Source organism: Psychromonas algarum (genome assembly GCF_004376845.1).
GTDB lineage: Bacteria > Pseudomonadota > Gammaproteobacteria > Enterobacterales > Psychromonadaceae > Psychromonas.
This window is the reverse complement of the sequence record NZ_SNUW01000004.1, coordinates 1-16,737: the sequence shown is the minus strand read 5'-3', so window position 1 is coordinate 16,737 and position 16,737 is coordinate 1. Positions and strand designations below refer to the sequence as shown.

Genomic DNA, 16,737 nt, shown 5'->3' with positions numbered 1-16,737 from the left:
ATCAATTTAAAAATGGATTTATAGATGAAATATTCAATATCAACTTTATTCTTGTTAAGTACATCGGTGCTATTAAGTGCTTGTGTTACATCATCTCCTACAGGGCGTAATCAAGTTTTATTATTTGATGGCCCTGAAATGGCGCAGTTAGGTGAGCAATCTTTTGCAGAGATGAAAAAACAAGAAAAAATCAATTCAGACCCTAAAATTAACACTTATGTTCAGTGTGTTAGTACTAGCATTACCAATACTTTAGGCAAACAGCCCGATTTTGATCAATGGGAAGTTGTTGTCTTCGATAGTCCACAAATTAATGCCTTTGCATTACCTGGTGGTAAAATTGGTGTTTACACTGGATTACTTAATGTCGCAAAAAACCAAGATCAGCTAGCAGCTGTCATTGGACATGAAATAGCTCATGTTCAAGCTAACCATTCTAATGAGCGATTATCTAATACTAAAATTGCTGGTTATGGAAGTGACGCTGGTAAAGCGATGATTGAAGGTAGTGAATACCAAGAGATGGGAATGGCTGCATTAGGGTTAGGTGTTGAATATGGTATTATTATGCCTTATGGGAGAGCGCAAGAATCAGAAGCAGATATCATTGGATTAAAATTAATGAATAATGCTGGATTCGATCCTCAGCAAAGTGTTGATCTATGGAAAAATATGGCTGTTGCATCAGGTGGGAATGAACCAATGGAATTTCTCTCAACACATCCATCGAATAAAACACGTATTCAAAACTTACAACAAGAGCTAAAAAGCTTACCTAAAAGTACTCACGCTAGACCTCAGTGCCTACTTTAATCATAAGTGACAAGTAACGTAAATAACTACATTCCACATTAATAGAATGTAGTTATTATTCGTTCGTATTACTGGATCTTATATGCCAACTTAAAAAGTTAAGGTGGCATATTAACTAAATTTTAATTGAATGAACCAATTCAGTGACTTGTTCTAATGATCCAAGCTCTGTTCCGGGGCGACTGGCTGTTGCTGCGCCACAGGCAAGACCGTATGGTAATGCTTTCTGTAAAGTTTCCCCTAAACTTAATCTCCAGACGATTCCCGCCACCATTGAATCACCTGCACCGATTGGATTAGCTTCGATTATTTCAGGGCTGCTTATTTTTTTAAATGCTTGTCCTGATACGTATAATGCGCCTTCTTCACCTAATGATACGACTAAGTTTTTAGGCCCTTGTTTTGCTAGCGCTTTACACCAAAGATCTGCATCATCTAGTCCTTCATCTGATAGCCCTAATAGCTCTTTCGCCTCATCTAGGTTAGGTTTTGCTAAAGTAGGTTTGGCTAAACAACCTAACCTTAATGCTTCACCACTTGAATCTAAGACTGCAAATGCGCCTGCATTTTCAATTAATGTAATAAGCTCTGCATAAATAGTGCTATCAACACCAGAGGGCAAACTGCCGCCTAATACCCACCAATCACCTGCTTTTAAATTTTGCTTTATTGCAGTAATTAAATTGGCTAATTCGACACTAGATATTTCAGGGCCTGTTTCATTCACTTTTATATGACGTTGTTCACCATGTGCAACAATAGATACATTGGTACGAGTCTCTCCACTAATTTCAGTAAAATTAGTTTTGATACCTAATGAAGTCAATTCTGTTTGTAAGCGTTGACCGTTATAACCCCCAATGAAGCCCATTGCAGTACTTTCTATATTTACATTACGTAACATGCGTGAAACATTAAAACCTTTTCCGCCACAGTCCATACGAGAATTTTTCGCTCGTGCCACACTATTGAATTGAAACTGATCTATCTGTAGTTCCAAATCAACAGCTGGGTTAAGTGTTAATGTATAAATCATTATGCATCCTTAATAAAGGCTTCAAATAATGCTTGTTCTGCTGCGATATTCCAAGTATTGCCTTCACCTAAAGCATTAGCAACTTCTGGTAATTTCTCAGCTAATTCATCGATACCCAGTAAAGGTAGATCGACCAATTGTGGGAATATTAGTATTTTCCCTGGGAATTTCGCATCAATCATTGCTTCAATGCCTGCTTTAGCTACATTCATGCCACCAATCGCAGCCACACAAATTGCTGGTGCGATATTACCCGCGATAGTGTTATCCATGACTACTGTTTGGTCTGCAATGGTTAACCCAGATGTACCTGTGTATTGAGCATTGTTTAAATAGATCGAGCTGAAGTCAACAGGTGCAAGAGTGCCATTTGGAACACCGGCAAATAATACCAACATACCATCATCTTTCATGAAAGTAGCTGATTCTGCCATAATGCCTGCATTCGGTACACACACCACCACATCATCTGCACCTTTACCTTGGCTTTGCTGTTTAACAAACTCTGGTAATGTTTGTGGGTTATTAATTGGGTTGAAGGTGATTAATTCACAGTTATTAGAGGCAGTAATAGTGGCAAAGCGGGCTTTTATTTCTGCTAAACGTTGATCATTAATATCAGTCACGATAACTTGGCGAGGGCCATTTTTTAATTCGATTGCTCGTTGCACATGCATTTGACCCATAGGACCGCCTGCACCTACAAATACTGAAAAGCCATCTTTACGTAAATCACAGCGGTTACGTTCTTCACCATAAGAGTCAGCAATATTGGTGCCGTGATTACCTATAAATGCAACGTAATCGTAATGTAAGCGGCCGACATCGGCATCAACTAAACCATCAACTGCTTTTTTCCCTACCATATTCATGGTGCCTCGACGTGCAACATGTTTAGCAATGGTTGTTAATGCCTTTGCAGAGTGTGGAGATAGTACAACAATGTCATCAAAACCTGTTCCACCAGTTAATTCTTCACTCACTTCGGCTAAGTTATCAATGCTAATATCATTGCGAATGATGACATTTTGAGCTGTTTCTTTTATTAATGCCGTGAGTTGTTCTGAAACATTGGTTAATACCACGGTTGCAGGTGACTGTAAGCCATTACTAAATTGATATTCTGTAGTGTCATCGGTTTGACCTACAATCCACATAATGCCTTGCTCTTTTGGTTGTAAACGACGGCGTTGTGTATAAGAAGCCCAAACACATCCCCATGGTTCCAATAGTGCTGACTCAGCAAAACCTAATTTATCAGATACTTTTAATAAACAAGAGCCTGCATCAGTTTCTAATACTTCAGGGCCAATTAAGTGGTATTGAGTTAATCCACCTGGAACAGTGTAACCGTAAGCAGTGCTTTTCCCATTTTGATAAATATCTGGTTGTACCGCATAGCGTTCACCCACTTTGAAATCATTATTTAGTTTTTCACCAACTTTAATGATAGTTAACGTTGCTTCGTGACCTAATCGAGTCGGTTCTTTACTTAAATCTCGGTTATATAATTTAGGGTGCTTACTACCTTGGTTGATCAGTTTTACATCAGAGAAACATAAGCCAACCGCATCAACACGAACGAGTAGTTGGTTATCCGCTGGCTCTGGCACATCAAATGATTCAGGCTGATTATTTTTACCTATGTTTTCGACACCTGCTCCGTACATATTCCATGTAATTGTATTACTTGGAATAGGGTTGCTTAGATCTTGATATTTTTTATATTGGCTAGTCATGGTGCTACCTCATTTCAATAATATTTAAATTAGAATGTTCTGTTAAAGCAAGTCATCGTGGGTTTTGTACATTTCCATTACTGATTCTGAACTGCACATGTTCAGTGCTTTTTGTGCTTTTTTCTGTAATTTCTCAAATGAGACACTACGTAAAATATTTTTTACCGCAGGGACATTGACAGGGCTTACAGATAATTCATGTACACCTAAGCCTACTAATAAACATGCAATTTTTGGGTCGGCTGCCATATTTCCACAAACACCAACCCATTTTCCGTTAGCATCAGCAGCATCAACCGTCATTTTAATTAAACGTAATAATCCAGGGTGGTAGCTGTCAGCCGCATTACATAAATGTGGGTTTAATCGATCCATGGCTAAGGTGTATTGAGTTAAGTCATTTGAACCGATAGAAAAGAAGTCTACTTCTTTAGCTAGGTTATCAGCGACTAGTGCTGCAGAAGGTACTTCAATCATAATACCTAGAGGGAGTTTAGGAGCGTTAAGCTCTGCGCGTACTAGCTCTGCGAGATCTTTAGCTCGATGCCATTCTGATATCTTAGCTATCATAGGAAACATAATATGGATGCCACATTTCCCTATGCTTTCATGTTGCCAAATAGCAGTACGATAAATCGCCTCAAGTTGACGTTTAAACATATCTTCGTGTTGAAAAGATAAACGAACACCACGTATACCTAAAAAGGGATTATCTTCATGGGGCATATCCATCCATGAGACAGGTTTATCTCCACCAATATCAGCAGTACGAATAACTAATTGTTTATCTCCTAATTTACCTGCGATACTTTTTAATGCGGTTATTTGCTCTTCAATAGAAGGTTCTTGCTGTGATGATTCAAAAAGAAATTCTGTACGTAGTAAACCTGCACCTTCACCTCCATTTTCTAAAATACAAGCAGCATCTTGTGGTTTTGCTATATTACAAACTATATCAATATGTCTACCGTCTAAAGTGATGGCCGGTTCATGTTGATGTAATGCTTCTTGCTCTTGCATTTCTTGCCATGTTTGTAATGATTGTAGTGCTTTTTCTTGTGTTGTTTGATCTGGTGTGACAATTAATGTTGCGGACTGGGGATCTAAAATCACCTTTTGTCCTTCACTAATATTAGATAGTTTTCCTGAACCAATACCTACAACAGCTGGGATCCCTAAAGCTCGTGACAGTATTGCCATGTGACTATTAGGTCCACCTAATTCTGTTGCTATTCCTTTAATAGGAGTACCTTCTAACCCGGCTGTTTGTGAAGGTGTTAGATCACTAGCCAGTAAAATAAAATCAGTATCTGGGTAGCTAATATTATCCTCTGAGGGTAGGATAATATTAATGACGCGTTCTCTGATATCTGCTAAATCTGCGATACGAGCTCGTAAACGTTCATCTTCAATGACAGTTAATGCTTCAATTTGCAATTCAATAGATTGCTGCCATGCCCATGCCGCACTATTACCTTGTGTGATTAACTTTTCACTTTCTTGATTAATTGTTTCATCATTGAGTAGTTGTTTTTGCGCTTTTAAGATAGCAGCTTCATTAGGTGCTTTCTCCAATAGCTTCTGATAAATTTCTTCGGTTTGTATGATTGCTTTTTGTTGCGCATCTTGTAATGTTGCTAATTCGACAGCAGGGTCGTCCGCTATTTGTTGTATTTCTCTATTGACTGTTTTTAATAAATAGCTGTTTGCCATCGCTATTCCTGGAGAAGCTGCTAGACCGTTAAATATATTGTCACCTACAGGGTTAGATAAAGCAGGTAATCCAGATAGCGGATTGTAGTTTGCATTTTCACTATCAGTTTCGTTATCTAATCCTTCATTAATTAGTTTAACTAAAGTGTCTACTGCGGCTTGAGCTTGTTCTCCTTGTGCAGAAACCATAATAGCATCGCCATATTTAGCACCTATGGTTAAAAGTGCTGCCATAGACTTTGCATTGGCACTTTGGTTCTCATTACGTATAGAGATTTCTGTATTGGCAAAAGTAGATGCTTGTTCTGCTAACAAGCTGGCTGGACGTGCATGTAGTCCGGCTTTATCTACAATCGTTGCTTGTTTTGAAGTATCAAAATCTTTTGCAATGGTAGGTTGAGCTTGGCTTTCTGCTCCTAAAGCTTGAATGATCTGATAAGCATCATCTGTATTTGCTAAGCTTTCTGATAGTGCTTGATCCATAACCACTGCAGTGAGTTTTTGTAATAATGCCAGGTGGTCATTATTTGCAGCTGCGATGCCAACGATTAATTTAGCAATATCGCCTTGTTTATTCCATGTAATGCCAGCAGGAACTTGAACAATAATAACACCTGTTTTAGTGACTAATGCTTTTGCTTCATTAACACCATGTGGAATGGCAACTCCATTAATAAGGTAAGTACTTACTTTCTCTTCTCTTTCTGTTAATGCATCAAGGTAATTACCATTTACAAAGCCTAATTTAGCCATGTTGTCAGCAATAAAAGTAAGGACTTGCTCTTTATTGGTGAATGTTTGTTGTAAATGAATCTGGTCTAATTCAACGCTCAGTTTATTAGGTTCACCCTGCACCTTGGATGAAGGTTGTTGTAATTTTTCTGTCTTTTCTTCAACAGCTGGCGTTTGTTCAGTTGTGTTAAATAGTTTTTTTAAAAAGGACATAGGATTCAACTCATATTAGTTAAAGGTAATCATATTTAGTGTTAAAAGAGCCGATTTATATTTAATTACTTCGGCTCTATATGGTAATTAACTCTATTAACACTGGTTATTTGTAACCCGTTTTTGGAACTCTTTTTTACGATAAACTTTTAACTAATTCATCATAAAAACTAGCATCCATAAAGTTTCCAATGCTCATGTGTTTTGCATTAGGTAATTTTAATTTTGCTCGTGCTGTTAACTCTTCTTGTGTGATGACAATGTCAGCGTCTGTTAAGTCATTAATAGCAGCATTAGTCACTTTAATATCTAACCCTGCTTGATCAATTTTTCCTCTTAATACAGTTGCCCCCATTGCAGATGAACCCATACCTGCATCACATGCGACTACGATTGATTTGATATTTACTGTGCCTGCAGTTGCTGTCGTTTCTGTAGCTGATGGTGTTTGGCCTTTAGCCTCTGCTTTATTGGCTTCTATCGTTGCTGATGCGCCAGCTAAATCATTGGCTTCAGTTGAGTCGGTACGAATTATTAGAGCAGCTACCACAAATGATGTAATTGTTGCTACTGCAATTGACCCTAAAGTTAATAAAATACCTGTACCGTTAGTTGACATAAGTACGAGTGCAAATACAGACCCTGGTGATGGTGGACCCACTAATGCATTCCCAGTTATCATGTTGAATGCAATACCAGCCATTCCCCCAGCAATAGCTGCAAAAATTAAACGAGGTTTCATTAATACATAAGGGAAATAAATTTCATGGATCCCGCCAAAGAAGTGAATAATTGATGCGCCATATGCAGACTTTTGAGCGGTACCTTTTCCTATAAACATATAAGCAAGTAATATACCTAGACCTGGGCCAGGGTTAGTTTCAATTAGATAATAGATAGATGAGCCAATTTGAGCGGATTGTTCTGCGCCTAATGGTGTGAATACGCCATGATTAATTGCATTGTTAAGAAAAAGAATTTTTGCAGGTTCAACAATGATTGAAACAAGAGGCAACAATGATTGTTCAACAATCCATCCAACACCATCACCTAATGCAACGGTGACAGTTGATATTACCGGACCAACTACTACATATGCGAGTAATGCGGTGATCATGGCAATAATACCAAGCGAAAAATTATTCACTAGCATTTCAAAACCAGGTTTAATTTTCTCATGCACTAAAAGATCAAATTTAGAAATGGCGTAACCACCTAATGGGCCGGCTATCATTGCCCCCATAAACATTGGAATATCGGTACCAACAATAACACCCATTGTTGTTACGGCTCCCGCGACAGCTCCTCGCTCACCACCAACCATCTTACCGCCGGTATAACCTATCAATAATGGTAAGAGGTATAAAATCATTGGACCGACAAGTTTTGCCATACTTTCATTTGGCCACCAACCTGTAGGTATAAATAATGCAGTAATTAAGCCCCAGGCAATAAAGGCTCCAATGTTGGGCATTACCATTCCACTTAAGAAACGTCCTAACGATTGAACGCCAACTTTTAAATTATTTGTAGGCATATCCTTGCTCCTAATATTTTATTGTTGAGTGTAAATTTGATTCAAAGGCAGTTTTCAAACTATCTAGTATGTCTTCTGCTTTATTTGAGTTGAGCCATAGATCAATCATTTTTGTATTACCCATTAACTGAGCAATAGAAGAAAAAATATATGACTGTGATTCTCTTAATTGTTGTAAATTAACTTCTGTAGGTACACAAAGTAGAAAAATAATACGTACACTTTGATCGTTATCGCTCCAAGTGAAATCTTTATTATTGATACGAACAAAGCACAGTGTTGGGCTAGATATGTAGTCGGTAATTACGTGAGGTATTGCTATTTGTTGCCCTGCAAATGTACTGACCATCTCTTCTCGTTTCATGATGTCATTATAAAGAGCACTTGGATCTTGGCTTTTTCTAAGTAGAAATAGATGCCCACAAATTTTGTGTAATGCATCCGCTTTACTATCAGAAGGTAAGTCCAACATCATGGTTTCAATTGTGATCAGGTTTTCCGTCATTATTTTTACCTCTACTCAAAGATAAAATAAAGTATATGAAGCTTTTGAAGTTAGTCAAAAGTAGATGTTTAGTTTGACGTCAAATGATGAGTTATTTTTATTCAATGATTAATAATGTTTTTTATTTGTCATTATTGGTCAAATGTAATCAAAATAAGTCATAAATGTGTGAAATCACACGATATCTTAAAAACACTAATCAACTATAATCAAAATGGCTTATTTTTATGATGAGGTTTTAAAATGACGGCAAAAGCTCGCCAGCATAAAATTATAATGTATTTACAAGAACATTCATTTGCTAGTGTTCAGGAATTAACTGAAGTTGCAGAATGTTCGCCTGCAACAGTAAGACGGGACATTATTGATTTAGATGCAGAAGGAAAAATTAAAAAAATACGTAATGGAGCTGAAAAAATATTGTCACCGATTGTTGACAAATCTCCGGGCATGATTGGTTTTTATCCTAATATTTCAGATTACCATGATTATGAAGAAGCTGACTTAATTGCAAAAAAAGCAGTTGAGTTATGCCAACCTCGAGATAATATTTTTGTAGGCGAGGGCGCTATTCCCTTTTTAATGGGGAAATACTTAATTGATAGTAACATCTATGTATTTTCAAATTACTTACCTTTATTAACTTATCTCATTACACAAAATTACCCACACTTAGTCGTGTTAGGTGGGCAATATAGTAAAAGCCAAAATATGCTGGTTTCACCAGAAACACATATATCTTATCAAGGACGGTTTTTAATTGTTGGGGGGGATGGTTTAACGGAATCTGGTTTAACAAAATCAGCTGTGCTTACTTTTGTTGAAGAAAAGAAAATGTTGGAATATGCAGATAAAGTCATGGTGATTTTAGAGTCTTGCAAGTTAGGTTTTTTTGGAGGTGTTTCTTTATTTTCTCTAGATAAAATAGATATTGTTATTACAGGAAAGAGGGCAGATCCTAAAATCGTTGAGCTGTTGATTGCGAATAATGTTCAGGTTTATTTAGTATGAATCATTATAGATAAGTTGATGTAAATAGATTATCAAAACAAAAAATCCGGAACAATTTAGCCATTGTTCCGGATTTTTAATAGGTAAATAGAAACGATTAAAGGTTAGTTAAAATCGCGTCAACCGATGCTTTAGCATCACCTAATAACATGTCTGAGTTCTCTTTAAAGAATAATGGGTTTTGTACGCCAGCGTAACCTGCCCCCATTGAACGTTTAAATACAACTACTTTTTCAGCTTCCCAAACACTAAGTACCGGCATACCTGAAATAGGTGTGCCTGGCTCATTAGCTGCTGGATTAACTGTATCATTTGCACCAATAACTAATACCACATCAGTATCAGGGAAATCTTCATTGATTTCATCCATTTCTAATACGATATCGTATGGTACTTTTGCTTCAGCTAGCAATACGTTCATATGTCCAGGCAAACGTCCTGCAACAGGGTGAATACCAAAACGTACGTTTTTACCTTTAGCACGTAAACGTTTTGTAATCTCTGCAACTGGATATTGTGCTTGTGCAACAGCCATACCGTAACCAGGTACGATAACAATATTCTTAGCTGCTTTTAATGACTCTGCAACTTCTTGAGCGCTTGTTTCTGTGTGCTCTCCATATTCTTGGTCACCAGCAGATGCTGTGTCTTCGTTACCAAAGCCACCAAGAATAACGCTTACAAATGAACGGTTCATTGCTTTACACATAATGTAAGAAAGAATCGCACCACTTGAACCTACCAATGCACCAACGATAATTAATAAATCGTTTGCTAGCATGAAACCAGTCGCAGCTGCAGCCCAACCAGAATATGAGTTAAGCATTGATACAACCACTGGCATATCTGCACCACCGATTGAAGCAACTAAGTGCCAACCGAATGCAAGCGCAATAATAAGCATGATTAATAATTCAAACCCGCCCATTGTGCCGTTGATGAAGCTTATTAATAATAAAACAGATGCCACTACTACTGCGATATTTAACCAATTTTTACCTGGAAGGTTTAATGGTTTACTGTTTATTTTTCCGCTTAGTTTACCGTATGCTACGATTGAACCTGTAAAAGTAACCGCACCGATGAAGATACCTAAAAAGACTTCTACATCATGGATTGTTTTTGCCGCACCCATTAATACTTCGTGGTCAAAAAATGAATTGAAACCAATAACAGTTGCCGATAAACCCACAAAACTGTGAAGAATAGCGATCAATTCTGGCATTGATGTCATTTCAACTTTTAACGCAAGACGAGTACCAATACCGGCACCGATAATCATTAGAACACCAACTAATACATAGCTCCATGATCCTGCATCACCCTTGTTTACCATTGCTCCAATTGTTGCAATGATAGCAATGCTCATACCGATGATGCCAAAGATGTTCCCGCTTTTAGCGCTTTCCTGGCTACTTAGACCATTCAAGCTAGCAATGAACAAGATTGCTGCAATGATATAAGCAGCTGTGATTAAGCCTTCTGACATAATTATTTATCCTTCTGGAACATTTTCAACATACGGTGTGTCACGGTGAAACCGCCCACGATGTTGATGGTTGCGATCAGTACTGCAAGCAGGGCAAGTGCATTGACATACCAGTATTCACTGCCTACTTGTAGTAGGGCTCCGACTAAAATAATACTACTGATTGCATTGGTAACACTCATAAGAGGAGTGTGAAGAGAATGAGCAACATTCCAAACAACGCCATAACCGACAATACAAGCTAATGTAAATACAGTGAAGTGAGATAAAAACTCAGTAGGAGCAACGCTTGCAACCCAAGCAAATAAACCCGCAGCAACAATTGCACCAACAGGCTTGATCCATTTGTTTGGTGCTTTTTCTTCAACAACAACAGGCGCTTTTTCTTCTACTTTTGCAGAAGGAGCTGCACTCACGCTAATTGCTGGTGGTGGCCAAGAAATTTCACCTTCTTTAACTACCGTTGCTCCTCGAATAACTTCATCTTCAAAGTCGATATCGATTTGGCCATCTTTGTTTTTACAAAGTAGCTTCATTAAGTTAACTAAGTTTGTTGCATATAGTTGACTTGATTGAGTTGGTAAACGACTTGGTAAATCAGTGTAACCAATTATTTTTACACCATTTTCAGTTTCAAATATTTCATCTTTAACTGTTAATGCCGCATTACCGCCAGCCGCTGCTGCTAAATCAACAATCACACTGCCTGATTTCATTGATGCAATCATTGCTTCAGAGATGATTTTAGGAGCTGGTTTACCTGGAATAAGTGCAGTTGTAATGATGATATCAACATCTTTAGCTTGTTCTGCCATCATTTCAGCTTGTGCTTGTTGGTAGCCTTCACTCATGGTTTTAGCGTAGCCAGTTGCACTTACTTCAGTTTCTTCTTCTGTATAATTTACTTCAAGAAACTCAGCGCCCATACTTTCAATTTGTTCTTTTACTTCTGGACGTGTATCAAATGCGCGTACAATCGCACCTAAACTACCTGCAGCGCCTAATGCAGCAAGACCTGCAACACCAGCACCTACGATTAGTACTTTAGCCGGTGGCACTTTACCTGCTGCTGTAATTTGACCTGTAAAGAAACGACCAAATTGATTAGCTGCTTCAATCACTGCTCGGTAACCTGCAATGTTTGCCATTGAGCTTAATGCATCTAATGCTTGAGCTCGAGAAGTACGAGGAACACTGTCCATCGCAATAACGCTAATTTTTTTAGCTTCTAGTTGTTTTAGTAACTCTGGATTTTGTGCTGGCCAAATAAAACTAACTAAGGTTGCGCCTTCTTTGATTAATTCAATTTCAGCTTGGGTTGGCGCATTTACTTTAAAAATAATATCCGATTGTAAAACCGTTGCTGCATCTGTGCTGATTTCAGCACCTGCATCTTGGTAAGTTAAATCAGAAAAGCTAGCTGCTGTTCCCGCGTTTTTCTCTACAAGAAAAGTAAAACCTTGTTTAATCAGTAACTCGACAGTATTTGGTGTCGCGGCTACACGGTTTTCATTTTCTTGGATCTCTCTAGGTATACCTATCTGCATAGTAAGTCCATGATCGCTTGTTGTTATAGAATTTATAGAAGTAAATTTTACGTTTAATTTGGGAAAAGTGGTTAGATCTAGATCATTTACACCTTTCATAGATTGTTGTTTTTTTACAACAAATTTCATAGTGGTGAAGCTTAGTAAAAAAATGTGACTTAGGCTACTTTTTTCAAGAGCTTTAAGCCGTTTTTATAAAAAATATGGTTACTTGATATAACCATTGAGACTAAGAAAGTGTTGTTTGTTAACAACGTGTTAATAAATGACTTATTATGTTCTTTCGTTGATGGTTTTTTGTTAATTTTACAAAAAAGGTGCTGAACATTCGAAAGAGATACGTTGCTCTGTAGATGGGTGTGTCAGTGTAATATTTCCTGCGTGTAAAGCTAACCTTTCAGGTGAGATCCTTTTTCCAAACTCCGTTGCATAAAACTCATCACCAACAATTGGATGCCCAAGTTGTTGCATATGTACACGTAATTGATGAGTGCGACCAGTAAGGGGAGTCAATTTAACTAAAGTGGTTTGTTTTTCTCTTTTGACTACTTCCCATTCTGTTTGTGAGCTTTTACCTTGTTCAAAATCGACAATTTGACGGGGTCTATTTTCCCAGTCACAACGTAATGGTAAATCAATCAGTCCAGAACCTTGTTTAATAATGCCTTCAACTCTAGCAAAGTAGGTTTTATCAATTACTTTTTGCTGGAACTGTCGTCCCATATGACTTTGTGCTGATTTTCGTAAAGCTAAAATAATGATACCTGACGTTGCCATATCTAAACGATGAACAACACAAGCATTTGGCCATACACGCATAACACGCAATGCTAAGCTATCTTTATGCCACGCATCTCTACCTGGGACACTTAATAATCCTGAAGGCTTATTTAATACTACGATATCTTGATCCTGATAAATAATATCTAAATAAGGCTGCATCGGAGGGTTATAAACAAAATTTGGCATGTTTATCTCTGCTATAGGGATTAAAATAAGTGGCTATCAATTAATGAAAACTGATAGCCAAGCAAGTTAAGAATGAGTTGAAACAATAAATCGAATTGCGTCTAATTTAAGCTGTGTATTATCTAATATTTGCTCAAAGTTAGTTTGTTGATCACGTAAAAATTGAATTTCATCTTCACGGATATTCGGATTAACTGCTTTCAAAGCGAGTAAGCGAGATCTTTCTTGTTGTAACGTCTCTTGCATTGTTTGTTTTGCTTCATCAATCACATTAGCCATTAACGATTGTGCCGTAGGTAATGATTGTTTAATTAATTGATGGATTAATGCTTGTGATGCATTGGCTACTTTGCGGCTAATATGACGATTAATTGGAGTTAATTGTCTATCAAAGCTATCAAATGTAACATTCTCACCTAAGTTTTTAGCGTTTTTATCTAATAACAAACGAATAGGCGTTGTAGGTAAAAATCGACTTAATTGTGCATTATCTGTATTTAATGCTTCAACTACATAAATAAGTTCTAAGAAAGTTGATGCAGCGGGCAGTGAATTATTTTTTAAGATAGCTACACAAGTTGTCCCTGTGTCAGAGCTTAATACAATATCCATTCCGTTACTTATTAAAGGATGTTCCCAAGTAAGATAATGTACATCATCACGACTTAATGCTGTTTTACGATTAAATGTAACAGTCATTCCATCTTCAGGTAAACCTGGGTATTCGGAAGCCAGCATATGATCTGTTGGTTTTAAAATTAAGCAATGTTCACTGCTATCTTCTTGCTGTACACCTAGCACATCAAACATTTGTAAAGCAAAGCCTGTAAAATGTGGCAATTGATCCACTTCTGTAATGTCATCTAATAGATTACTGTTTTGTAATACGCCACTTGAGTTGATTTCTAATAACCTATCTCTGCCTTGCTCCAGATCTGCTTTTAATTCGTTATTTAATTTCGCTGTTCGTTGTATTAATTTATCCAACTGTTGTTGATCGTTATTGCCCGTTGCGAGCAACTCAATGAGTTCATCTTTAACGGCTTCATAAACAGTTTGCCCTGTTGGGGTTGTTTGAGTAAATGCAGATAAACCTTGTTCATACCATTTTTGTAAAAAACCTTGTGAAGTATCTTTTAAGTAAGGCGTGTAGATTTGTATATCACAACGTTGACCTATACGATCTAAACGACCAATTCGTTGTTCTAATAAATCTGGATTAATAGGTAGATCAAACAAAACTAAGTGATGAGCAAATTGGAAGTTACGACCTTCAGAACCAATTTCAGAACAGACCATTACTTGAGCGCCGTCTTCAACTTGCGCAAAGTACGCAGCAGCTTTATCACGTTCTATTAGCGACAAACCTTCATAGAATACGGCAGCTTTGATTGCTTCTCGTGTTCGTAATGCTTCTTCAATTGCGAGTGCCGTTTGTGCTTGTGCTGCAATAATTAATATCTTTTCATTTTTATTTTGTTGGACTAAATCAATTAACCAACTAATACGAGGATCAAAAGCACACCACGAATTATCGGTTGCAGATTCAAATGCTTGATAAATTTGTTCAGGATATAATGCTGTAAAGGCTTGTTCAGAAAGATCACCTACTGGCATCATTTTAGAAACTTTGATGGCCGTTTTATATTGATCAGGTAATTCAAGTGCAATTGATTTTAATAAACGCTTTGGAAAACCTTTTATAGCAGAGCGAGTGTTTCTAAACAGCAAGCGACCTGTTCCATGTCTATCCAACAAACCTTTTATTAATTCTCGTTGTGCTGATTGTTGTTCACTTTCATCAACCGTAATATCAGAAATAACATTTAATAACGGTTCAACATCTTGTTCAGACAATAACTCAGTAATACTATTTTTAGCTGAGTCTGATAAAAACTGACCATCTAAAAGTTGATTTACAGCATCAACTACAGGTTTATAACTCATCTCTTCTTTAACAAAGGTTTGGTAATCATAAAAACGATTTGGATCAAGCAAACGTAAACGCGCGAAATGACTTTCGTGACCAAGTTGATCCGGTGTCGCTGTTAATAATAAAACACCAGGAACAGAGTTTGCTAATTTTTCTATCGCGTTATATTGAGCACTTGGTTTTTCTTTATCCCAAATAAGGTGATGAGCTTCATCAACAACCAATAAATCCCAAGTCGCGAGTAGGGCATTTTTTAAGTGCTTTTGTTTGCGTAATAAATTGATACTACATAAAACCAATTGCTCTGTATCAAAAGGATTAACTGCATCTAAATAGGCTTCTTCACAACGAGATTCATCAAAAATACTAAAGTGTAGATTAAAACGACGTAGCATTTCGACTAGCCATTGATGTTGTAGGTTTTCAGGTAAAACAATTAGTACACGCTTTGCTCGGCCTGTGATTAATTGTTGGTGAATAATCAAACCTGCTTCAATCGTCTTACCAAGACCAACTTCATCTGCTAATAAAATACGTGGTGCGTGACGCTGTCCAACTTCTTCTGCAATATAAAATTGATGAGGAATTAAATCTACTCGTGGACCTAATAATCCACGCAAATGAGATCGTTGTTGCTCGTGTTGATTCACAAGTGATTTATAGCGTAAAACAAAACGCTCAAATTTATCAATTTGGCCTGCAAAAAGTTTATCTTGAGGTTTATTAAACTTAATAAAGTTATTAAGGAAAGTCTCTTTTAATTTAGTTTCTTCACCAGTATCAACGCGTGTACCAATATAAGTAATGATATTATCGTCATTTTCTTCGATATCAGTAACTAACAAAGTCCAGTCGTCATGGCTTAATACTTCATCTCCTATATTAAAACGAACACGTGTTACCGGAGCTTCTTGTATAGAATAAAGGCGCTGTTCACCGGAAGCTGGAAATAGAAGCGTAAGCATACGTCCCTCAATTGCCACAATAGTACCTAAACCTAATTCTGATTCCGCGTCACTAATCCAACGCTGGCCTAACGAAAATGTCATAAAAACTCACTCATCACTTGTTACTAAAATAAACTGAATAGCAGAAAAGCCGTATATGTTACCTAAATCACAATCAAACATACTAGTGATAAATGGAATTAATACAGGAAAAATAAAATAGCATATAAATGAAAGAAAAAGTGATGTTGTTTGTTATTTGAGCAAACAGTAATTAATTATAAATAAACGCTTGCCAATGTGATCTCAATCCCTATAATGCGCATCCACAGACACGGGACGGAACGCAAGTTACCCAGCGAGTTTGAGAATGATTCACAACGTATTAACGCTTCGAGGTTCGCTTCGAAATTAAGTTAAATTAAAACGTTGACATTGTTCGAAAGGCGCGTAATATACGCCGCCTAGCCGAAAGGCACGCTCTTTAACAATTTAATCAAACAATCTGTGTGAGCACTTATTGTTGATGTGATTTCAAAAAAATCAAAGTCCT

At 37.2% G+C, this 16,737-nt stretch carries 11 protein-coding genes; 2 read left to right on the top strand and 9 right to left on the bottom strand.

Annotated elements, in window-relative coordinates:
* The first annotated feature begins 24 nt into the window (after positions 1–24).
* Positions 25–813, top strand: coding sequence for a M48 family metallopeptidase (locus E2R68_RS03840; RefSeq protein ID WP_134276196.1), 789 nt, complete (start codon positions 25–27; stop codon positions 811–813).
* Between the two features lie 115 nt (positions 814–928).
* Here E2R68_RS03840 and pfkB read toward each other — a convergent pair whose 3' ends face one another.
* From pfkB to E2R68_RS03815, 5 genes are all read right to left on the bottom strand, one after another.
* Positions 929–1,849, bottom strand: coding sequence for a 1-phosphofructokinase (gene pfkB, locus E2R68_RS03835; protein WP_134276195.1), 921 nt, complete (start codon positions 1,847–1,849; stop codon positions 929–931).
* The gene (locus E2R68_RS03830; protein WP_134276194.1) at positions 1,849–3,588 is read right to left on the bottom strand and encodes an alcohol dehydrogenase catalytic domain-containing protein; all 1,740 of its coding nucleotides are present in this window, start codon (positions 3,586–3,588) and stop codon (positions 1,849–1,851) included. Before E2R68_RS03830 ends, pfkB begins: the two co-directional genes overlap by 1 nt.
* A gap of 42 nt (positions 3,589–3,630) precedes the next feature.
* Positions 3,631–6,246 (bottom strand): phosphoenolpyruvate--protein phosphotransferase, encoded by a 2,616-nt coding sequence (ptsP, locus tag E2R68_RS03825; RefSeq protein ID WP_134276193.1) that lies wholly within the window; start codon positions 6,244–6,246, stop codon positions 3,631–3,633.
* Between the two features lie 136 nt (positions 6,247–6,382).
* The gene (locus E2R68_RS03820) at positions 6,383–7,783 is read right to left on the bottom strand and encodes a PTS mannitol transporter subunit IIBC (protein ID WP_134276192.1); all 1,401 of its coding nucleotides are present in this window, start codon (positions 7,781–7,783) and stop codon (positions 6,383–6,385) included.
* Positions 7,784–7,793: 10 nt separating this feature from the next.
* The gene (locus E2R68_RS03815) at positions 7,794–8,288 is read right to left on the bottom strand and encodes a PTS sugar transporter subunit IIA (RefSeq protein ID WP_134276191.1); all 495 of its coding nucleotides are present in this window, start codon (positions 8,286–8,288) and stop codon (positions 7,794–7,796) included.
* Positions 8,289–8,531: 243 nt separating this feature from the next.
* Between E2R68_RS03815 and E2R68_RS03810 the strand changes: the two genes are divergently transcribed.
* Positions 8,532–9,299: a DeoR family transcriptional regulator gene (locus tag E2R68_RS03810; protein ID WP_134276190.1), complete on the top strand. Its 768-nt coding sequence runs from the start codon at positions 8,532–8,534 to the stop codon at positions 9,297–9,299.
* A 97-nt stretch (positions 9,300–9,396) separates the two neighbouring features.
* Here the strand turns inward: E2R68_RS03810 and pntB are convergent, their stop codons facing one another.
* The 4 genes from pntB to rapA all read right to left on the bottom strand — a co-directional run bounded on the left by pntB (position 9,397) and on the right by rapA (position 16,286).
* On the bottom strand, positions 9,397–10,788 hold the full coding sequence (pntB, locus tag E2R68_RS03805) for a Re/Si-specific NAD(P)(+) transhydrogenase subunit beta (protein ID WP_134276189.1): 1,392 nt from the start codon (positions 10,786–10,788) through the stop codon (positions 9,397–9,399).
* Between the two features lie 2 nt (positions 10,789–10,790).
* Positions 10,791–12,335 carry a Re/Si-specific NAD(P)(+) transhydrogenase subunit alpha gene (locus tag E2R68_RS03800; RefSeq protein WP_134276188.1) on the bottom strand — a complete coding sequence of 515 codons (1,545 nt, stop codon included), beginning with the start codon at positions 12,333–12,335 and terminating at the stop codon, positions 10,791–10,793.
* Between the two features lie 306 nt (positions 12,336–12,641).
* On the bottom strand, positions 12,642–13,304 hold the full coding sequence (locus E2R68_RS03795; RefSeq protein ID WP_134276187.1) for an RluA family pseudouridine synthase: 663 nt from the start codon (positions 13,302–13,304) through the stop codon (positions 12,642–12,644).
* Positions 13,305–13,370: 66 nt separating this feature from the next.
* The gene (gene rapA, locus E2R68_RS03790) at positions 13,371–16,286 is read right to left on the bottom strand and encodes an RNA polymerase-associated protein RapA (protein WP_134276186.1); all 2,916 of its coding nucleotides are present in this window, start codon (positions 16,284–16,286) and stop codon (positions 13,371–13,373) included.
* Positions 16,287–16,737 lie beyond the last annotated feature (451 nt).